Source organism: Arenibacter sp. ARW7G5Y1 (assembly GCF_003201775.1).
Taxonomy (GTDB): domain Bacteria; phylum Bacteroidota; class Bacteroidia; order Flavobacteriales; family Flavobacteriaceae; genus Arenibacter.
In genome coordinates this window covers 13,576-32,047 of the sequence record NZ_QJJZ01000014.1, presented here as the reverse complement: position 1 = coordinate 32,047, position 18,472 = coordinate 13,576, and the positions used below count along the sequence as shown (strand labels likewise).

At 40.9% G+C, this 18,472-nt stretch carries 21 protein-coding genes; 18 read left to right on the top strand and 3 right to left on the bottom strand.

Going from position 1 to position 18,472, the window contains the following annotated elements; genetic code table 11:
- Positions 1-29: 29 nt before the first annotated feature.
- From C7972_RS17920 to C7972_RS17860, 14 genes are all read left to right on the top strand, one after another.
- Positions 30-1,127, top strand: coding sequence for a sensor histidine kinase (locus C7972_RS17920; RefSeq protein ID WP_309148935.1), 1,098 nt, complete (start codon positions 30-32; stop codon positions 1,125-1,127).
- Between the two features lie 4 nt (positions 1,128-1,131).
- Positions 1,132-2,466 carry a sigma-54 dependent transcriptional regulator gene (locus C7972_RS17915; RefSeq protein WP_110357647.1) on the top strand — a complete coding sequence of 445 codons (1,335 nt, stop codon included), beginning with the start codon at positions 1,132-1,134 and terminating at the stop codon, positions 2,464-2,466.
- Between the two features lie 181 nt (positions 2,467-2,647).
- Positions 2,648-2,815 carry a hypothetical protein gene (locus C7972_RS23905; protein ID WP_181422931.1) on the top strand — a complete coding sequence of 56 codons (168 nt, stop codon included), beginning with the start codon at positions 2,648-2,650 and terminating at the stop codon, positions 2,813-2,815.
- A gap of 10 nt (positions 2,816-2,825) precedes the next feature.
- Positions 2,826-4,109 (top strand): Glu/Leu/Phe/Val dehydrogenase, encoded by a 1,284-nt coding sequence (locus C7972_RS17910; protein WP_110357542.1) that lies wholly within the window; start codon positions 2,826-2,828, stop codon positions 4,107-4,109.
- A gap of 24 nt (positions 4,110-4,133) precedes the next feature.
- On the top strand, positions 4,134-4,553 hold the full coding sequence (locus C7972_RS17905) for a GreA/GreB family elongation factor (RefSeq protein ID WP_110357541.1): 420 nt from the start codon (positions 4,134-4,136) through the stop codon (positions 4,551-4,553).
- A 2-nt stretch (positions 4,554-4,555) separates the two neighbouring features.
- On the top strand, positions 4,556-4,930 hold the full coding sequence (locus C7972_RS17900; RefSeq protein ID WP_110357540.1) for a hypothetical protein: 375 nt from the start codon (positions 4,556-4,558) through the stop codon (positions 4,928-4,930).
- A gap of 340 nt (positions 4,931-5,270) precedes the next feature.
- Positions 5,271-5,765 carry a lipocalin family protein gene (locus C7972_RS17895; RefSeq protein ID WP_110357646.1) on the top strand — a complete coding sequence of 165 codons (495 nt, stop codon included), beginning with the start codon at positions 5,271-5,273 and terminating at the stop codon, positions 5,763-5,765.
- 120 nt (positions 5,766-5,885) lie between these two features.
- Positions 5,886-6,581, top strand: a complete 696-nt coding sequence (locus C7972_RS17890) for an OmpA family protein (protein WP_110357539.1) — start codon at positions 5,886-5,888, stop codon at positions 6,579-6,581.
- A 71-nt stretch (positions 6,582-6,652) separates the two neighbouring features.
- Positions 6,653-7,774 (top strand): NAD(P)/FAD-dependent oxidoreductase, encoded by a 1,122-nt coding sequence (locus tag C7972_RS17885; protein WP_110357538.1) that lies wholly within the window; start codon positions 6,653-6,655, stop codon positions 7,772-7,774.
- Positions 7,774-8,505, top strand: coding sequence for a methyltransferase domain-containing protein (locus C7972_RS17880; RefSeq protein WP_110357537.1), 732 nt, complete (start codon positions 7,774-7,776; stop codon positions 8,503-8,505). The genes C7972_RS17885 and C7972_RS17880 overlap by 1 nt, the downstream gene beginning before the upstream one ends.
- Positions 8,492-9,547 carry a type III polyketide synthase gene (locus C7972_RS17875; protein WP_110357536.1) on the top strand — a complete coding sequence of 352 codons (1,056 nt, stop codon included), beginning with the start codon at positions 8,492-8,494 and terminating at the stop codon, positions 9,545-9,547. The genes C7972_RS17880 and C7972_RS17875 overlap by 14 nt, the downstream gene beginning before the upstream one ends.
- Before the next feature lie 255 nt (positions 9,548-9,802).
- Positions 9,803-10,252, top strand: a complete 450-nt coding sequence (locus tag C7972_RS17870; RefSeq protein ID WP_110357535.1) for a 3-hydroxyacyl-ACP dehydratase FabZ family protein — start codon at positions 9,803-9,805, stop codon at positions 10,250-10,252.
- Positions 10,249-11,526 (top strand): beta-ketoacyl synthase, encoded by a 1,278-nt coding sequence (locus tag C7972_RS17865; protein ID WP_110357534.1) that lies wholly within the window; start codon positions 10,249-10,251, stop codon positions 11,524-11,526. The genes C7972_RS17870 and C7972_RS17865 overlap by 4 nt, the downstream gene beginning before the upstream one ends.
- 2 nt (positions 11,527-11,528) lie before the next feature.
- Entirely contained in the window at positions 11,529-11,786 is a 258-nt protein-coding gene (locus C7972_RS17860) for an acyl carrier protein (protein WP_110357533.1), read from the top strand.
- A gap of 2 nt (positions 11,787-11,788) precedes the next feature.
- Here the strand turns inward: C7972_RS17860 and C7972_RS17855 are convergent, their stop codons facing one another.
- Complete coding sequence (locus C7972_RS17855; protein ID WP_110357532.1) at positions 11,789-12,736, bottom strand: TerC family protein; 948 nt, start codon at positions 12,734-12,736, stop codon at positions 11,789-11,791.
- A 246-nt stretch (positions 12,737-12,982) separates the two neighbouring features.
- Here C7972_RS17855 and C7972_RS17850 point away from each other — a divergent pair, with 246 nt between their 5' ends.
- The gene (locus C7972_RS17850; protein ID WP_146216349.1) at positions 12,983-13,330 is read left to right on the top strand and encodes a hypothetical protein; all 348 of its coding nucleotides are present in this window, start codon (positions 12,983-12,985) and stop codon (positions 13,328-13,330) included.
- Positions 13,331-13,440: 110 nt separating this feature from the next.
- Here the strand turns inward: C7972_RS17850 and hpf are convergent, their stop codons facing one another.
- Both hpf and C7972_RS17840 read right to left on the bottom strand, forming a co-directional pair.
- Positions 13,441-13,743 (bottom strand): ribosome hibernation-promoting factor, HPF/YfiA family, encoded by a 303-nt coding sequence (gene hpf, locus C7972_RS17845; protein WP_110357530.1) that lies wholly within the window; start codon positions 13,741-13,743, stop codon positions 13,441-13,443.
- Between the two features lie 107 nt (positions 13,744-13,850).
- Positions 13,851-15,401, bottom strand: a complete 1,551-nt coding sequence (locus C7972_RS17840) for a M20/M25/M40 family metallo-hydrolase (protein ID WP_110357529.1) — start codon at positions 15,399-15,401, stop codon at positions 13,851-13,853.
- Positions 15,402-15,570: 169 nt separating this feature from the next.
- Between C7972_RS17840 and C7972_RS17835 the strand changes: the two genes are divergently transcribed.
- From C7972_RS17835 to lpxD, 3 genes are all read left to right on the top strand, one after another.
- On the top strand, positions 15,571-16,929 hold the full coding sequence (locus C7972_RS17835) for a DEAD/DEAH box helicase (protein WP_110357528.1): 1,359 nt from the start codon (positions 15,571-15,573) through the stop codon (positions 16,927-16,929).
- Between the two features lie 53 nt (positions 16,930-16,982).
- Positions 16,983-17,198 carry a VF530 family DNA-binding protein gene (locus C7972_RS17830; RefSeq protein ID WP_110357527.1) on the top strand — a complete coding sequence of 72 codons (216 nt, stop codon included), beginning with the start codon at positions 16,983-16,985 and terminating at the stop codon, positions 17,196-17,198.
- Positions 17,199-17,394: 196 nt separating this feature from the next.
- A complete protein-coding gene (lpxD, locus tag C7972_RS17825) occupies positions 17,395-18,387 on the top strand; it encodes a UDP-3-O-(3-hydroxymyristoyl)glucosamine N-acyltransferase (protein WP_110357526.1) in 993 nt (330 codons plus the stop codon).
- The last annotated feature ends 85 nt before the right edge of the window (positions 18,388-18,472 follow it).

Here is an 18,472-nt window from a genome sequence, read left to right as displayed (position 1 = left end):
ATATCTCCCTAAACATAAAATGGTTCAATATGCATATGATTACAGCGGAAGAAAAACTTAAGGAGCGTATAAAGGAGCTTACCTGTTTGTATGAAGTAACTTCTATAATAGTAAACTGCGACTATGATCAGGTGGAGGATGCCCTAAAGGGAATTATGCACTGCCTACAGAAAGCTTGGCTCTATAGTGAGGTAGCCCAAGTGAAACTCATTTCGGACCAGTACAATATTGCGACGCCAGATTTTCCGGATGACCCTGTGTACCTGGAATCCAGTGTCAAGGTATTCAATAAGAAGGTAGGTGGGTTGCAAGTGGCTTATCCAAGACCAAAATATAACGAAGACGATTTTTTAAAGGAAGAAGAAAAATTGCTTGGAAATGTATGTTTGGAGGTAGGCAATCTTTTGGAAAGAAAACAGATCAAGGACAATGAGATAATAATAAAGCGTAAAATGGAAAGGGCAGACCGCCTGGGTATTTTAGGAGAAATTACAGCAGGAATCGCCCATGAATTAAATACCCCCTTGGCCAATATACTGGGATTTGCCGAATTATTGAAAACCAGGGTAACCAAAGATACCCAAGCCTCGAAAGATGTGGATAAAATTATAAATAGTGCCATATTTTCCAGGGAGGTGGTAAAAAAGCTCATGTTCTTTGCCTGTGAAATGCCCCATCAAATGTCCTTGGTAAATATAGGCCCTATAATTGCCAATGCGGTGAACTTAATGGAACCCAGTTTTAAGAAAAAGAAAATTGTTCACGAACTCAATTTGGGCGACCAGCCCATTTTCCTGAGGGTAGATACGATACAGTTAACGCAGGTGATTTTTAATTTGGTGCTCAATGCCATATATTTTTCCCCAGTTAAAGGTAAGATTGGTATAACAGTAAAGGAAACCAACGGGAATATCCAAATAAGTATAGCGGATCAGGGTCCGGGTATAGATCCCAAAACCAGGGATAGGATCTTTGAGCCATTTTACAGTACCAAACCTGTCGGTGAGGGTTCCGGATTGGGCTTAAGTGTCGTGCACGGTATCATAAAAAGTCATAAGGGAACAATAAAGTATAGATCCAACAAACCTAAAGGGGCTATATTTACCGTTGATTTTCCAAAAATTTAAGATTATGGGCTTTAAGAAAGAGAACGTACTGATCGTAGATGATGATGTGAATATATTGGAACTTATCCACAGACACCTTCAATCCTTTAATTACCACACCTATAAGGCGGTTTCTGTTAAGGAAGCCCTGGTAATCCTAAAAGATTCCAAAATAGACCTACTGATAACGGATCTAAAAATGCCGGATGTGGACGGATTGCAACTGGTTAAATACGTCTCCGAACATTATCCCAAGTTACCCAAATTAGTGGTTACGGGATATCCCTCGGTAGACGATGCAATGAGCGTTATAAAATCCGGAGCCTTGGATTATTTGGTCAAACCATTTACCAAGGAAGAGCTTAAACAGGCGGTATTAAAATCCTTTAAGGGCAATTCTGCCGATAATGCAGAACCCGAAGGTCTTTCAGATTCTAAAAAAAGCAATGTATATGCATATGGGGAGCTCATTGGTAGATCCGAGGCCATAAAAAAAGTGACCGATATTATAGACCGGGTGAAAGACAATAAAGCAACGGTACTGATCAATGGGGAAAGTGGCACCGGAAAGGAATTGGTTGCCCGATCCGTGCACTATATGGGGAAATTTTCCAGAGCACCGTTTGTAGCAGTAAATTGTGGGGCCATTCCGGAAAATTTGTTGGAGGCAGAGCTTTTTGGCTATGCCAAAGGAGCTTTTACAGGGGCCAATGAAAACCGCAACGGTTTTTTTCAAGCCGCGGACAAGGGCACTTTATTTTTGGATGAAATAGGCAATGCCTCCCTGTCCGTACAATCCAAATTGTTAAGGGCGCTGCAGGAAAAGGAAGTGATGAAGGTGGGGTCCCAAAAAACAGAAAAAATAGATATTCGTGTCATTGCGGCTACCAATAGTAATTTGTATTCCCAAGTACAAAAGAAATTGTTCAGGGAAGACCTATATTATAGGTTAACAGTGGTGGAAATCAATGTGCCTTCCCTTCGAGAGCGAAAAGAGGACATTCCCCTGTTGGTGGAGAAATTTCTTTTAAAATACGGAGTGGAATATAAGGATAGATTGGTAACCATTGCACCTGCAGCCTTGGAACTCTTGGAGCGATATGCCTGGCCGGGAAATATTAGGGAATTGGAAAACGTAATTCAGAGAGCCGTAATCATGTGCGATAAAAGAATCGAAATAGATCATTTGCCTGATAATTTGAAATATAAGATCGATTTTCCCGAAGACAGTCTTTTGCCGTTAAGGGAGGTTGAAAAAAACTACATCTTAAAAGTTTTGGAGGCTACTGGCCAAAATAAATCCAAGGCAGCGGAAATCCTACAGATCGACCGCAAGACACTGCGCCAAAAAATACAATAACTACTTTTTTTTGATATGGGTAAAAATTACCCATCTGGGGAAAATATCCCATTTGTATATTCAAGTAAACATTGCTTGGTAATTCTCATATAATTCATTTTCAATTACTTATGTGTGTTGTGAATATTTCCGTGTTTTATGGCACCCAAGTTGCTATAAGGTATTTCTAAAATACACGGTTATGGGAAACAGCACTAGTTTATGTCCAAGTTGTGAGTATTTCAAAACATGTGTACTTACAAAAAATAAAAAACATATTTGGAACTGCAATGAATTTGAATCAGCAGATTCAAGGGCAGTACTTGGTGGAAATCATTTAGTTTTTAAAAATGAAGTGAGATTATTCTAAACAAAAATTTATGATTACAAAGTCAAAAACAGAATCGAAACAGGGCATGTTGGAGAACGTGATGCGTCAATTCAATAATGCTGCCGATATTATTGACCTAAATAGCAACATTAGGAAAATACTTAGTATAACCAATAATGAATTGTTAATACATTTCCCTGTTAAAATGGATAATGGGGATGTAGAAGTTTTTACGGGGTACCGAGTACAGCACAATAATGCGTTAGGACCTTATAAGGGTGGACTTCGATATCACCCAACCGTAGATATTGATGCGGCAAAAGCCCTTGCGATGTGGATGACTTGGAAAACTTCTTTGGCAGGTCTGCCCTATGGTGGAGCAAAGGGAGGTATACAAATTGACCCTTCAAAATATTCCACTGCGGAATTGGAAAGGATTACCAGAAGATTTACATATGCATTGGGCGATAACATTGGTCCTGAACACGATATACCTGCCCCGGACGTAAATACAAACTCACAGACCATGGCTTGGATCGTGGACACGTATATGTCTACCAAGTCGCCGGCCGAAAGGTCTAAAAATCAACATGTGGTAACCGGGAAGCCCTTGGGCTCCGGGGGTTCCGAAGGAAGGGATAGGGCTACTGGCTATGGGGTTTTTCTGAACATAAAATTATGGGCAGAAAAGAAAAAGGTAGACCTAAAGAATAAAAGGTTCATAGTTCAGGGTTTTGGGAATGTAGGTTATTGGACCGCCCATTTTTTGGAAAACGAAGGAGCCAAACTAGTGGGGGTACAGGATGCCTATGGTAGTATTGCCAATAGCGATGGAATTGAAGTATCCAAGTTGTACCGGTATATGCAGGGCAACAAGGGTAGTATTGTAGGCTATAGCTTGGCTAAAGTGGTAGATAGCGATCATTTTTTTGAATTGAATTGTGATATATGTATTCCTGCCGCTCTGGGAAATCAAATTACGGCTGGGAATGCATCCAAGATCAAGGCATTTTTAATAGCGGAAGGGGCAAACGGACCTACCGATGTGGAAGGTGAAGAGATATTGCTGAAAAATGGAGTAGGAATTATACCGGACATTCTATGTAATTCCGGAGGTGTAATTGGTAGCTATTTTGAGTGGTTACAGAATAGAAACGGAGAGTTGTGGCAATTGGAAGAGGTGTTGGCCAAACTGGAAAAGAAGATGAAGGAAGTCTTTGAGAAGGTATATGAAAAGGCAGAAAACAGGGATGGGGATATGAGAACAGCAGCTTATATCATCGCTATTGAGAGAATAGAGAAGGCGTATGTTCAAAGAGGGATATTTCCATAAATCAATTTAAAATAATACAGAATCATGAAATACGGAAATTTAGTGTTGGAGGAGAAGGAGTTCGTTTTATTAAAGCGTTTAGTTAATGTGTCAGGGTTTTACACGGATAATACCTATAAGAGTTCCATAGAAAAGTTGACCGAAGAGTTGACGTCTGCGGTGGTTTATAATGAAGATGAAATGCCCAAAGATGTCATTAGGTTCAATTCCATCGTCACCATCCAAGCAGTTAATGGATGGTCCAAACAATTTCAATTGGTAATTCCATCCCAAGGTGATTTCAAGAACAGCAAAATCTCAATCCTAACTCCAATGGGAGCTGCAGTCATTGGTTATGCCAAAGGGGACGATATTGTTTGGGAGTTTAGGAACGGGGAGCAAACCCTTAAGGTTACGGAAGTTAAGCAGGTACACAGCACTATTGATTCTGATATATTATTGTAATTATGGAAGTATTTTATGAGCATGATTCGGATGAAAAGTTAATTGCCAAAAAAGATGCCCTGGAGCTGAACAATTGGATAGGTCATCTGGTGGATAATAATAGGGAGTTGGAGATTTTGGTCAATATTGCCAAGAAATTGTCCAATGACGACCTTATTGCCGACTTGAAAGAATTGATCTTGGAAAATAAATTACATCTAGGTGTTTTTTACAGGTATAAGAGTTCCATGGTCAATTTACATGAATGTGAAGATATGGAGTGCGATACATATTATGTTAACAAGCACGAAGAATATCGCAATCTGTATGCGGCCATTTTACAGGCGTCCCACAAATTGAAGGAAGAATTATATACCCAGATATTGATAAAATTATGATGTTGTTTTGTTAGCAGTCTGTTTGTTGGTTTTAATATTAGAGTTTTGGCTGTTAATGCACAAGGGAAAGCAATGCTTTCCCTTGTTTTTTTTAAGAAGATTATATAGATAGTTGGGCAGGCATTCAATAATCCACACCGATTTGCATTCGGGCTAAGTCAATTATTTTTTTATAAGAGCAAAACAATTATCCCTATCCGCAATAATTTTGAAAAAATAAGTTGTTCAGAGTATTCTGTGCCTGAAGCTATTAATTTTTAACTTCAAAATTAATAGGGTGCGCATCATACTTTTTTTCCACTTTCAACGTATATATGTTCAAATAATAAATATGACAATTATGCATTTAAGAAAACTTTTGTTTCTAGTGTTAATTACGGCCGGACTTATAACCTCCTGTTCCGTATCCAAGGCGGCAAGACAGGATAGAAGTGTTTTGAGCGGTAACTGGATTTTGAACAGTGTTTCCTATCAGGGGGGGCAGGGAAAATTTAAATCGGTACTATTTAATGATTCCGATGCCGCTTGTTTTGAAGGCAGTACATGGTTTTTTAGAAATAATAATAGTACTGGTAGCTATATGTTGGGCAACGGCAGTAATTGCGATGGCGCCGAGCGTTTTATTCGTTGGTCTGTTGTGGATAGGCCCGGGATGTCCAGCCAGTTGCAGTTTAAGTTTATAGACGAGAAATATAAGGATATTTCCGGAGGTCTGGGATATAGATTGGACATTGAACAACTCACCGATCAACAGTTGATTATGACTTCCAAAGTAACTGTGGAAGGGCAACCGTTGACCGTGGTTTATGAATTTACAAAAAATGACCTACCCTAGTAACAATAACTAGAAAGAATCATTCCTGCCAAAATACGGATAAGTTGGAGGTGGCACGATTTCTGTTCAAAGGATTAAATCGTCCACCAAATTTTGGGATTAACATTAAATAAAAATAAAATGAAAAAAATAATAATAAGTAGTTTATCGATAATTGTGATTTTTGCTACATTTAGTAGTTGTCAAGCAGTAAAGAATACTAGTCACAAGCAAAGGGGAGCAGCAACTGGTGCTGCCGGTGGAGCTGTAATAGGAGGTGTTCTCGGCAACAATGTTGGAAAAGGGGGGAATACCGCCCTGGGAGCCATCATTGGGGCAGTTGTAGGAGGTGTAGCCGGAGGTTATATTGGGGATAGAATGGACCGCCAGGCAGAGCGAATTGAAGAAGAGATCCCAGGGGCTGAGGTCACTAGGGTAGGAGAGGGAATAAATGTAACCTTCAATGAGGAGGCCGGTGTTTATTTTGACACCAATAAATCGGATATAAAGGGAACTTCGGCAACAACATTAAATCGCTTGGTAGGGATTTTAAAGGAATATCCGGACACCAATATATTGGTGGAAGGCCATACCGATAGTGCGGGTGCCGATGATTACAATTTAAATCTATCCAAGCAGCGGGCACAGTCTGTAACCAATTATCTAATCACCAACGGTATTTCAGGGGGTAGGTTAACTACTACCTGGTATGGAGAAACGCAACCCAAGGCCGATAACAGTACGGCTGCAGGGAAGGCTAAAAACCGTAGGGTAGAACTGGTAATTGTGGCCAATGAGGCCTTACAGCAGGAAGCCCTTCAAAAGGCGAAACAATAAATAAAAGTTCTTTATATAAAACCCGGCGTATATCGTCGGGTTTTTTTGTTTATTTTCTGTACCTTTTGTTAATGGATAACTTTGATGTCATTATTGTGGGGGGAGGCTTGGCCGGTTTAACCGCCGCCATTCATTTACGAAAGGAAAACTACAGTGTGGCCATTATTGAAAGTAGGCAATATCCCCATCATAAAGTGTGTGGAGAGTATATTTCACACGAAGTGAAGCCCTATTTGGAATTTTTGGGAATTACATTGCCACAAACGTTCCAATTTAATGAAATACTGCTGAGTATTGAAAAGGGTAAAGCCTTGAAGGCTAAATTGCCACTGGGAGGCTTTGGACTTAGTAGATATACTTTGGACCATCTTTTGTACCAAAGGTCTTTGGCGTTGGGATCATTTGTTTTTAATGACAGCGTAACCGCCATTGACTATGAAAATGACAATTTCAGGGTCCTCCTCGCATCGGGCAAGGAATACACGAGTAAATTTGTCATTGGTGCTTATGGAAAAAGGGCAGGCTTGGATAAGGAACTTCAGCGCCAATTTATAGAAAAGAAATCCCCATGGCTGGCTGTAAAGGCGCATTATAAATTGGACTCCTTCCCTGATAATTTAGTAGCTGTGCATAATTTCAGGGGCGGCTACGGGGGGCTTTCCAAAACAGAAAGTGGGGCAGTAAATTTTTGTTATCTGGTTTCCTACGATAGCTTCAAAAAAGAGAAGGATATTGCCAACTTTAATCAAAATGTTATTGCCAAGAATCCATATCTCGGCAAATTTCTAAATGAAGCCGAGATGTTATTTGAGAACCCCTTGACCATAGGACAGATTTCATTCCATAAAAAAAAACCAGTGGAGAACCATATTATTATGTGCGGGGATACGGCCGGCCTTATCCATCCTTTATGTGGTAATGGTATGGCCATGGCAATTCACAGTGCTAAAATTGCCTCGGAATCTATCCATGGCTATTTTAAAAATGGAGGAAATGATCGGTTGCAACTGGAAAGTGATTATGAAACCCAATGGAAGCATACGTTTGCCAAAAGGCTGTGGTTGGGCAGGCAGCTGCAAGCTGTAATGCTAAGCCCAAAGTTATCCAATCTGGCCATGGGGATATTAACCAATTCTCCCTATATTGTAGATAAGATGATAAAACGTACCCATGGACAAATTATTCAGTGTTAATGAATTTTAAAGGACGAAGCAATGCCCGGGAGCTCATGGATGACCCCCATCTGGATACACTTTTATTGCGGGAAGTTTATGCGGACATAAATAGGGTCAATACAGTTTTGCAAGGTTTTTCACTTTCCTTAGGTGCCATTGAAAAAATAATTGAGGAAAATCCCCAGACTTCCTACACTATTATGGATATGGGTTGTGGGGATGGGACAATGTTGGGAAAAGTAGCTGCCTTTTATAAGAATAAGCCTGTACACCTGGAGCTAATAGGGGTGGATTTAAATTCCAAATCCATTGCAATGGCCAAAGAAAATTTTAAGGCGTATTCCAATATAAGATTCTTGGAGCTGGATATTCTGGCTCCGGAAGCAAGGGAGCTACAATGTGATATTCTGCTCTGTACCCTAACAATGCATCATTTTGATTCCAAGGAAATACCAATTTTTCTAGATCGATTTGTAAAACTGAGCAGATTGGGCATTGTTATAAACGATCTGCAAAGAAGTAAAGTCTCCTATTATCTTTTTAGGCTCTTTAGCCTTATTTTTATAAAAACAAAGATTGCGAAACATGATGGTTTAGTTTCCATAAAAAGTGCATTTACCAAATTGGAATTAGTAAATTTTTCCATTAATCTACCCAATGTAGAACACGACATATGTTGGAGGTGGGCATTTAGATATCTATGGATAATGAGAATAAAGGGAAAACAATTGCCATATGGAAGGGAGTAAGATAGTTGCAGTAACCAAATCGCTGCCACAATACAGTAGAAATACCAAGGATATTTTACCTTTTGTGGAGAAATGGCTGTACGGTAAGGATGAGCGGTTTCAGCGTAAAGTACTGAAAATTTTTGAAGGCGCAGCCGTAGACAAACGCTATAGTATAATGAGTCCCGAAGAGGTTTTTAAAGCAACTTCGTTTGAGGACAAAAACAAGGTGTATGTCCGGGAAGTCAAAAAGTTGGGAAAAACTGTTCTTGGGAAAGCCCTAGATAAGAGTGGTTGGACGGCAGACAGTCTGGACTATATAATTACGGTAAGTTGCACAGGGATTATGATTCCTTCCTTGGACGCTTATCTTATTAACGACCTGGATCTCAGGAACGATATTGTTCGATTGCCCGTTACGGAGATGGGTTGTGCAGCAGGTGTATCGGCCTTACTATATGCCAGCAATTTTTTAAGGTCCAATCCAGGAAAGAGGGCGGCCATTGTGGCCGTTGAAAGTCCAACAGCTACCTTTCAACTTAACGATTACTCTATGGCAAATATGGTAAGTGCTGCTATTTTTGGTGACGGTGCTGCCTGCGTTTTACTCTCTTCGGAAAGGGAAGCCAAAGGACCAACAATTGTTGGGGGGGGAATGTATCATTTTCCGGATGCAACACATTTGATGGGTTTCGATCTAATCGATTCGGGCCTAAAAATGATTTTGGATCCCTTGGTGCCACAGACGATTTCCGAACATTTTCCACAAATTATCCATCCTTTTTTGCAGCGGTATGGTTGTACTATTGAAGAAATTGATCATTTAATTTTTCACCCTGGGGGCAAGAAAATTGTGGAAACAGTGGAAAGGCTTTTTGGTGTTTTGGGCAAGAATTTGGACGATACCCGTGAAACGCTACGTTTATATGGCAACATGAGCAGTGCAACGGTGCTTTATGTTTTGGAGCGATTTATGGAAAAGGATATAGAGGAAGGGAAACGGGGTTTAATGTTGACTTTTGGCCCGGGGTTCTCTGCCCAACGCATTTTACTGGAATGGTAATAGGACTGGGAGTTTATTAGTGAAACTCAATTTTGGGAAGTCGGTAAGACGCACCTAAAATTGCAAGTTGAACTAATCCCGCCTTTTTCGACGGGATCTAGGTTCAATACCTCGACCCTAGGATCGATTCCTATAAGTGGGTTCGGGGCCTGCCTTTGTCGGCAGGCCTGCCCTGAGGTTTAATACCTTTTATTGGTCTAGGCTGATTTCTAGTTTTGGATTGGTAAACTAATGGTTTAATAAAATGATTGTTATATGTCTATTACGAGTAGTATAATTGATAAATTGCCTTATACCAATCCTTTTTTATTCGTTGATAGGATTAATATGATCGGCCCCGATGCCATTGAAGGTTGCTACACTTTTAAAAAGAATGAATTTTTTTATGATGGCCATTTTAAGGAGCAACCTGTTACACCGGGAGTAATACTTACCGAATGCTGTGCCCAGGTGGGATTGGTGTGTTTGGGGATATACTTGCTTAATTTGGAAAAAGTGGATACAGGGAGTTTGGAGGTGGCTTTAAGTAGTTCCGAGATGCAATTTTTATTGCCTGTTTTTCCCATGGAAACAGTAACTGTAAAATCGAAGAAGCTTTTCTTCCGTTTCAATAAGTTGAAATGTGAGGTTAAAATGTACAACCAACAATCCCAATTGATTTGTAAAGGTGTTTTGTCCGGGATGATAAAGGATAGAAAAATATGAACAGGAGGGTAGTGGTAACCGGACTTGGGATATGTGCCCCGAACGGGGTGGGCCTACCCAGTTTTTTTGATTCCATGCTCCATGGTAGAAGTGGAATTAAGTTTTATCAAGAGTTGGCAGACTTGGGGTTTGGATGTCAAATAGCAGGACAACCGGAAATACCGGAAAGTTTAAAGGAATCTTATTTTACGTCATTGCAATTGAGGAACTTAAGGGCGAGTGGTATAGTTTATGGTGTCATGGCAGGTACGGATGCATGGAAGGACGCTGGTCTTGAAAAGGCAGAAAAGGATCGCCCCGATTGGGATAGCGGAATAATTTTTGGCACTGGAATTTTGGGAATAGACAAACTGCGAGAATCCATATATCTAATAGATGATAAAAACACTCGCCGTTTGGGCAGTAATTCCGTAATGCAGACAATGGCCAGTGGCATCAGTGCTTATCTTGGTGGAATTTTGGGATGTGGTAATCAGGTAACAACCAATTCGTCGGCATGTGCAACTGGTACTGAAGCGGTAATTATGGGAATGGAGCGTATTAGGGCAGGGAAGGCTGAAAGGATATTGGTAGGGAGTTGTAGTGACAGTGGTCCTTATATATGGGGTGGTTTTGATGCCATGCGTATACTTCCCTCCAAGTACAATGGTAATCCCCAGCAGGCCAGCAGGCCAATGAGTGCCAATGCTTCAGGGTTTGTTCCAGGAAGTGGGGCAGGAGCCATGGTGTTGGAGTCTTTGGGCAGCGCTTTGGAGAGAGGGGCCAAAATCTATGCGGAGGTATTGGGGGGAGCAACCAATAGCGGAGGTCAGAGGGGCTTAGGCACTATGACGGCCCCTAACAGTGAGGCGGTGCAGAGATGCATCCAGGAGGCATTAGTGGATGCAGGGGTAGAAAAATGGGAGGTGGATGTTATTAATGGACATTTAACGGCTACCTCTAAAGATGCCGAGGAAATTAGAAACTGGAGTGAGGCCTTGGGGCGCAGCGGTAAGGATTTTCCGTACATAAATACCACTAAGGGGCTGGTAGGCCATTGTTTGGCTGCGGCGGGAAGTATAGAATGTGTGGCGACCTTGTTGCAATACCGTGAGGGGTTGGTTTTTGGCAATCAAAATTGTAGTGACCTTCATCCGGAGATAATGAATTTGGTGGATGCTTCCAAAATCCCCTTAAAATCAATTGCCCATAGACCTAAAATCATAGCAAAAGCAAGTTTTGGATTTGGAGATGTAAATGCCTGTGTTATCTTTAATGAATATAAGGAAATATGACTATGGGATATGATCACCATTTTGAGCAACTGAAGAACATTGTTAGGGCATATCTTCCAGAGGATGTTCCTGAAGGAGCCATTGGGGAGGATAGTAATTTTGTAAATGAACTAAATATCAATTCGGCCAATTTGGTTGATATTGTCCTGGATGTGGAAGATGCGTTTGGGATACGTTTGGAGAATGAGGATATGGACAATATGCAAACGGTCAGGGATGCCCTAAATATTGTGGCCCAAAAACTACAGGATAAAAAATAGCCCTACTTCTTATCTTTTTTATCAGGGATGAGAAGAGAGGAAATTATGCCCCCAACCAGGGATACGGATATTACCGTAAGGGAGACCCATTCAGGAATTTCAATATGATGGGAAAACAGCATTTTTAAACCAACAAAACCTAAAATCACCACTAGGCTATAATTAATATATCTAAATTTTTCCAACATTCGGGAAATTAGGAAATACATGGAACGCAATCCAAGTATGGCCAAAATATTGGAGCTAAAAACAATAAAAGGGTCGGCCGTAATGGCTAAAATAGCAGGAATGCTGTCCAGGGCAAAAAGTATATCGGTCAATTCAATGACAACCAAAGCCACAAAAAGTGGTGTAGCTGCGTAAACTCCCATACGCTTTATAAAAAAATCATGGCCATTAATAGCGGAGGTAATAGGGTAAAGCTTTTTTAACCTTCTGAAGACGAAAGAATTTTTTGGGTCAAATTCGTTATCGTCCGATCTTAACATTTTAAAGGCAGTGTAAAGCAAGAATACCCCAAAGACATATATGATCCAGTCGAATTTTGTAATCAGGGCAACCCCAAATACGATCATTAGGGCCCTAAAAACGATAGCTCCCAATATGCCCCAAAACAGTACCCTGTGCTGATAAATGGCAGGAATCTTAAAGGCGCCAAAGATTACGGCAATGACAAAGACATTGTCTACGCTAAGCGACAGTTCAATAAGATAGCCTGTTAAGTATTTTAAAACAGCATCGTTGGGGGTCAAGGCTGTAGGATTGTCAATGATTCCATTGGAGAACAGCCAATAAATAACGCCACTAAAGCTTAGGGCCACGGTAACCCAGATGGCCGTCCATATTCCCGCTTCCTTTGATTTTATTACATGTTCATGTTTGTGAAAAACACCTAGATCCAGTGCCAAAAAAATAATGATCAGACCAATAAACGAGCCCCAAACTAACATATGTTATCGTAATTAAAGGCACAAATGTAAGTATCATTTTTAAATGACAAGCGGGAACATGTCATATTCTTTTTTCAGGAATGTTAACGCATAATTTATCAACCTTAGAGCGGTGGGATAAAGGATGTTAATGTAAAAATCGATAGAATGACTTTAAAACACGATATATGGTAAGGTTAAACCGGATTAGGGGTATAATAAGGTGGATAAAATGTCATAACTTTAAGCAGACACTTTTTATGAAATATGATGAAAGATATTTACAGCGCTGTAATTGTGCTTGTTATGGTTTTTTCAGCGGTGAACGGGTATGCCCAATCCAAAGGGAACGATACTTTGGCAAAAAGGATGAAGGTAGAAAAACGGACGGTATTGGAGGAATATGAGCCGGACATGATCTTATCGGCCGAAGACCGGCTGGCATTGAAGGAGAAGCGGATGGTTGAGGCGAAAAGAAGACGGGGCATTTTGGATACTATGGATATTTCTGATCGCAAAAGAAAAAAACTGCTCAAGGATTTATATAAAAACCCGTTTTCCGATCGCTTGATGAAAACTTTGGCAGATGCTAAATTTGAGGATGCCGAGGATTGAGCATCTGTGAGCTATGCCTTTTATTATGGTAAGGGCGAATAAAAATGCCCCGGGAAGATTTAGCCGTATTCCGGGGCATTTTTAGTATTAATGGATTACTGTAAACAAGGCTAATGGGTTTTCATTTTGCCTTTTCTTTTTTCCAATTGCCGTTCCAGTTCTTCTACAGAAGCTGCAATGGCCACTTCAAATTTAGCGTTGTTGGACTCTGCGAACAATCTAGGGCCCGGTGCGCTGAGCCTTATGTTGCAGATCAACCCGGTATCTGGCGAGGAGGTGTTCTCTTTTTTGAAGAAAACATCGGCACGCACTATAAAATCATATTTGTCTTCTAGTTTTTCCAACTTTTTTGTGGCCAATTCTTCTAGTCGGGCACTTGCTTTTACATCATCATATTCAAAATTGATATTCATATTCAATTGATTTTAAGTTAACAGACCTAAGTAAGATCCGGTATTAATTCTGGAATTTAAGTTAGTCTTTATTTTTAATAAACCCAAGGGAAATTCATGGTAAATTCTCATAATCCACCCCTTCTCTCAGGTGATCGTTGTGTGGGCCAAAGGGATTGTTCCCCAGTTCTGGGATTTACCGGTAGGATTCTTTTTTCCCTAGAGCTCATTTCTGGGTCCTCACTTGCCATATAGGCCAATATTGCCGTAAGAATTACATTGTTCCTTAGATCGTCGAATACTATTTTATCATAGGTATCCCTATTGGTGTGCCAAGTGTAGTTCCAATAGGACCAGTTTAAAGAACTTAGTCCAAATGCCGGGGCTCCGGCAGCTATAAAGGAGGCGTTGTCCGATCCTCCACCTGCGGGCATTCCGGGAAATGTGGTCTCTATGTGCTGGGTTATTTCGTCCGGTACTGCAGATAGCCAACTAGAAAGGTATTTATAGGAATTGAGAAATCCGCCTCCCGATATTTTAACAACCCTTCCAGTACCATTGTCCTGATTAAAAACGGCTTGTACCTTATTTACTATTTCTGGATGATCCTCCACATAGGCCCTGGAACCGTTCAACCCTTGCTCTTCACTTCCCCAATGGCCAACCAAGATGGTTCTTTTGGGGTTGGGATATATTTTTTTAAGGATGCGCATGGTTTCCATCATTACCAAAGTGCCAGTTCCGTTGTCAGTAGCACCTGTTCCACCATCCCAGGAATCGAAATGTGCGGATAGTATAACATATTCATCTGGCTTTTCTGTACCTTTTATTTCAGCAATGGTATTAAATGTTGGCACCGCGCCGAGTTCCTTGGATTCTGCCAGGATTTTAATTCTGGGGCGTTTTCCGCTCTCTACCAGCCTGTAAAGCATGGTGTAGTCTTCCAATTCCAGATCTACCATGGGAATTTCCTCAGTGTTTGCACCGAATATTTTATTCGCACCAAAGCCTTTGGACCAATATGAGGTTACTATTCCGGAAGCCCCGGCTTTTTCCAATGCCAGTGGCAAGGAACGTCTGTTAAATCCTGTGCGCTGCATATTTTGTTTCCACTCATCCTCCTGCAAGTTCCTGTCTTTTTTCATGTTGGCGAAGGACTCCGGTGTGGCAAATTCTTCCCAATTATAATCCGGCCTACCGGTAGGCTCCTTCATCGAGATCATAACCAGTTTATCCTTAACGTTCGGCAGCCATTTGTTAAATTCGGCGGAATCGGCAACGGTAGGCAAGATTATTACTTCTGCCGTGATACCTTTACGCCCAGTGCCAGGACTCCAGGCCAATTGGGTTCCTTTTAGGGTTTGGATTCTTGGAGCTACCATATCAATATGTGTTATACCTCGTTCCCAGCCCCTCCATTGGCCCCATTGTTCGTTTTTGGCGGCAATTCCCCAATTGGTGTATTGGGTCAGGGCCCAATCATGGGCCTGTTGCATCTGTGGGGTGCCAACCAGTCTAGGACCAATGACGTCCAATAATTCGTGGGCCAGCGTTTCCAATTGTGAATTCCCATTAACCTCGGACACTATTTGGGAAACAATTTTATCTGCAGTCTGGGTAAATCCGGTTTGAATAAAACACAGCAGGGATAAAGTAAGTGAAATGTAGGCTTTTTTCATTTTTTGGATTTTAAATTGGTTTGGGTATCAAAATAATAATAATTGAATAGTTAGCCGCTGGAATTAAGTTTTAATTAAGAATCCAATTAGGACTTTGATTCATGGCAACAATTGGGAAAAGGATAGTAATCAGGATTATAAACTATACCTTTGTTGAAAAATATTGGGGATGAGCACTTTTTCGGATTTTAATATATCAAAACAATTACATTATGCCATAGAGGATTTGGGATTTAATGTACCAACCCCTATCCAACAAGAGGCCTTTTCAGTAATCATGTCGGGAAAGGATATTATAGGGATTGCGCAAACAGGTACCGGGAAAACTTTTGCTTATATGTTGCCACTTTTGCAGGAGTTGAAATTTTCGAAACAAATCAATCCCAGAATATTGATATTGGTGCCCACACGGGAACTGGTGCTGCAGGTGGTGGCCAATATAGAAGCTTATTCCAAGTATATGAGTGTAAGGGTTTGCGGTATTTATGGGGGAGCAAATATAAATACGCAGAGGCAGGCAGTTGCCCAAGGGTGTGATATCTTGGTGGCTACCCCTGGCAGATTATATGACCTTACGCTGGACAGGACGGTCAAGCTAAGGGATGTCAAGAAATTGGTGATCGATGAGGTAGATGTTATGTTGGATCTTGGTTTTCGTTTCCAGATTACCAATATTTTTGAATTAATGCCCCAGAGAAGACAAAATATCATGTTCTCTGCTACCATGACAGAGGAGGTTTCCCAATTAATAGAGGACTTTTTTATTGCACCGGAAAAAGTATCGATAGCCGTTAGTGGAACCCCCTTGGAAAACATCGAACAAGTTGCCTATGCCGTTCAAAATTATTACACCAAAGTAAACTTGTTGATCTTTCTGTTGAAGGATAAAACCGTCTATAAAAAGGTATTGATCTTTGTTTCCAATAAGAGAAGTGCCGACAGGTTGTTTGAAGCCCTCCAGGTGGATTTTGGCGATGAGGCGGCCATAATTCATTCCAATAAAACACAGAATTATAGGATTAGGTCCATTAAGCAATTCGATGAAGGTAAAAATAGGATCTTGGTGTCTACCGATGTAATGTCCAGGGGCTTGGATCTGGAGCAGATTACCCATGTAATCAATTTTGATACCCCTACATATCCAGAGAACTATATGCACCGTATAGGTAGGACCGGTAGAGCGGAGAAAAAAGGGAACTCCTTGTTGTTGTATACAGAGAAAGAGGAGGAGTTTAAAAATGCCATTGAAAAATTAATGGATTACAAAATTCCATTATTGGCGTTTCCGGAAGAGGTAAAAATTTCCGAAGAATTGGCACCGGAGGAACGTCCAAAGAATCTGGAACACAACAATCCTGTGGGTGCGTCCCAACAAGAGGGGCGTGGTGCTGCCTTTCATGAGAAATCGGATAAAAACAAAAAGATAAACCAAGGAGGATCCTACAAAAGGGAAATCGCAAAGAAATATAAAAAACCGATCACCAGGGGAGATAAAATATTTTCGAAAAAAAACAAAAAAAGAAAATAGTAATCAACTGTAGATAAATTATATGATTATATTTATTTAATATATTGCTTTAAATGATTAACGAAAAGAATCCTTTGCACGGTATTACCTTGGCCAATATGTTGGACTCCCTGGTAGCCCAATACGGTTGGGAGGAAATGGGGGCAAGAATCAATATACGCTGCTTTAATCAGGACCCCTCTATTAAATCCAGTCTAAAATTTTTAAGGAAGACCCCATGGGCGCGGGATAAGGTAGAGCAATTGTATTTAAAGTCGAAAAGGCAATAGTTGGGCAGGGTGTTGTCACTACCAGGCCAAAGGGCAAATAATCAAGCTTAGCCAACAATTTTTTTTTCTTTAAATTTGATTTTTATGCCTCTTGCGTTGAAAGTTGGCGGTTTAGTTTGTTAATTAACGCTATATTCCAATATAAAGTAGAAAATTAATCGGTGTTTTAGCAATAAAACAAAAATGAAAATATTATATGAAATCATTTACTGTTGCAGAAATAAGTGAGCTCTTGGACGGGGAACTTATAGGTAGTTATAGCAAACCAATCATTGGTGCCGAACAAATAAATAGGGCCAAAGACCAACAAATTACATTTATCTCCAGCAATAAATATGCACGGCAATGGGATTCGTGCGGCGCCAGTGCCGCCATAGTGTCCAATGCGGTAAAAATACTGCCCGGCGAGGGCAGGGCCTTTATTAAGGTGGTAAATGCAGATTTGGCCATGGCCAAATTGCTGGAGGCGTTTCAACCAGCACCTCCTGAATTATTGGAAGAAATCCACCCAAGGGCCGAAGTGCACGAGACTGCCGTTTTGGGTAAGGGTTGCAAAATTGGAGCAGGTAGTTATGTGGGTAAAAATGTAGTTTTGGGGGATGGGGTTATCCTGTATCCCAATGTTACTGTTTTTGATGAAACTACCATAGGTCATCATACCGTGATCTGGTCCGGAACCGTTATCAGGGAGCGTAGTGTAATAGGGAATAATTGTATTTTCCATACCAATGTCAGTATTGGCGCGGATGGATTTGGTTATAGGCCCAGTGATGATGGTAGGGGATTGGTGAAAATACCGCAAATAGGAAATGTGGTGATTGGCAATTATGTGGAAATTGGGGCCAATTCATGTGTTGATCGAGGCAAGTTTAGTTCCACCATAGTGGGTGATGGTTGTAAAATAGATAATTTGGTTCAAATAGCCCATAATTGTGTGCTGGGAAGATCGTGTATTATGGCCGGGCACAGTGGATTGGCTGGCTCGGTTACTTTGGGCGATGGCGTAATAATAGGAGGGAGTGCTTCCATAAAAGATCATACCACTATTAATTCGGGCGCCGTAGTGGGGGCAGGTTCCGGTGTAATGAGCGATGTGCTTCCAGGAAAAACCGTATTGGGGTACCCGGCCACGGATTCACGGGAAATGCTCAAGCAATGGGTGGCGCTAAGAAACCTTGCCAAGAATTAGAGTTGCCATTGGCAGCAGTGTACCGTAGTGGCTTAGGTATTTCATTGAATAGTTTAATGCAATAGCGGCCTTAAAGGGGTCCGAC

What these genes read in the sequence shown, in the direction of transcription:
- C7972_RS17920 (WP_309148935.1), top strand. Translation starts at nt 30, where the DNA reads ATGCATATGATTACAGCGGAAGAAAAACTTAAGGAGCGTATAAAGGAG.
- C7972_RS17915 (WP_110357647.1), top strand. Translation starts at nt 1,132, where the DNA reads ATGGGCTTTAAGAAAGAGAACGTACTGATCGTAGATGATGATGTGAAT.
- C7972_RS23905 (WP_181422931.1), top strand. Translation starts at nt 2,648, where the DNA reads ATGGGAAACAGCACTAGTTTATGTCCAAGTTGTGAGTATTTCAAAACA.
- C7972_RS17910 (WP_110357542.1), top strand. Translation starts at nt 2,826, where the DNA reads ATGATTACAAAGTCAAAAACAGAATCGAAACAGGGCATGTTGGAGAAC.
- C7972_RS17905 (WP_110357541.1), top strand. Translation starts at nt 4,134, where the DNA reads ATGAAATACGGAAATTTAGTGTTGGAGGAGAAGGAGTTCGTTTTATTA.
- C7972_RS17900 (WP_110357540.1), top strand. Translation starts at nt 4,556, where the DNA reads ATGGAAGTATTTTATGAGCATGATTCGGATGAAAAGTTAATTGCCAAA.
- C7972_RS17895 (WP_110357646.1), top strand. Translation starts at nt 5,271, where the DNA reads ATGCATTTAAGAAAACTTTTGTTTCTAGTGTTAATTACGGCCGGACTT.
- C7972_RS17890 (WP_110357539.1), top strand. Translation starts at nt 5,886, where the DNA reads ATGAAAAAAATAATAATAAGTAGTTTATCGATAATTGTGATTTTTGCT.
- C7972_RS17885 (WP_110357538.1), top strand. Translation starts at nt 6,653, where the DNA reads ATGGATAACTTTGATGTCATTATTGTGGGGGGAGGCTTGGCCGGTTTA.
- C7972_RS17880 (WP_110357537.1), top strand. Translation starts at nt 7,774, where the DNA reads ATGAATTTTAAAGGACGAAGCAATGCCCGGGAGCTCATGGATGACCCC.
- C7972_RS17875 (WP_110357536.1), top strand. Translation starts at nt 8,492, where the DNA reads ATGGAAGGGAGTAAGATAGTTGCAGTAACCAAATCGCTGCCACAATAC.
- C7972_RS17870 (WP_110357535.1), top strand. Translation starts at nt 9,803, where the DNA reads ATGTCTATTACGAGTAGTATAATTGATAAATTGCCTTATACCAATCCT.
- C7972_RS17865 (WP_110357534.1), top strand. Translation starts at nt 10,249, where the DNA reads ATGAACAGGAGGGTAGTGGTAACCGGACTTGGGATATGTGCCCCGAAC.
- C7972_RS17860 (WP_110357533.1), top strand. Translation starts at nt 11,529, where the DNA reads ATGGGATATGATCACCATTTTGAGCAACTGAAGAACATTGTTAGGGCA.
- C7972_RS17855 (WP_110357532.1), bottom strand. Translation starts at nt 12,736, where the DNA reads ATGTTAGTTTGGGGCTCGTTTATTGGTCTGATCATTATTTTTTTGGCA.
- C7972_RS17850 (WP_146216349.1), top strand. Translation starts at nt 12,983, where the DNA reads ATGATGAAAGATATTTACAGCGCTGTAATTGTGCTTGTTATGGTTTTT.
- hpf (WP_110357530.1), bottom strand. Translation starts at nt 13,743, where the DNA reads ATGAATATCAATTTTGAATATGATGATGTAAAAGCAAGTGCCCGACTA.
- C7972_RS17840 (WP_110357529.1), bottom strand. Translation starts at nt 15,401, where the DNA reads ATGAAAAAAGCCTACATTTCACTTACTTTATCCCTGCTGTGTTTTATT.
- C7972_RS17835 (WP_110357528.1), top strand. Translation starts at nt 15,571, where the DNA reads ATGAGCACTTTTTCGGATTTTAATATATCAAAACAATTACATTATGCC.
- C7972_RS17830 (WP_110357527.1), top strand. Translation starts at nt 16,983, where the DNA reads ATGATTAACGAAAAGAATCCTTTGCACGGTATTACCTTGGCCAATATG.
- lpxD (WP_110357526.1), top strand. Translation starts at nt 17,395, where the DNA reads ATGAAATCATTTACTGTTGCAGAAATAAGTGAGCTCTTGGACGGGGAA.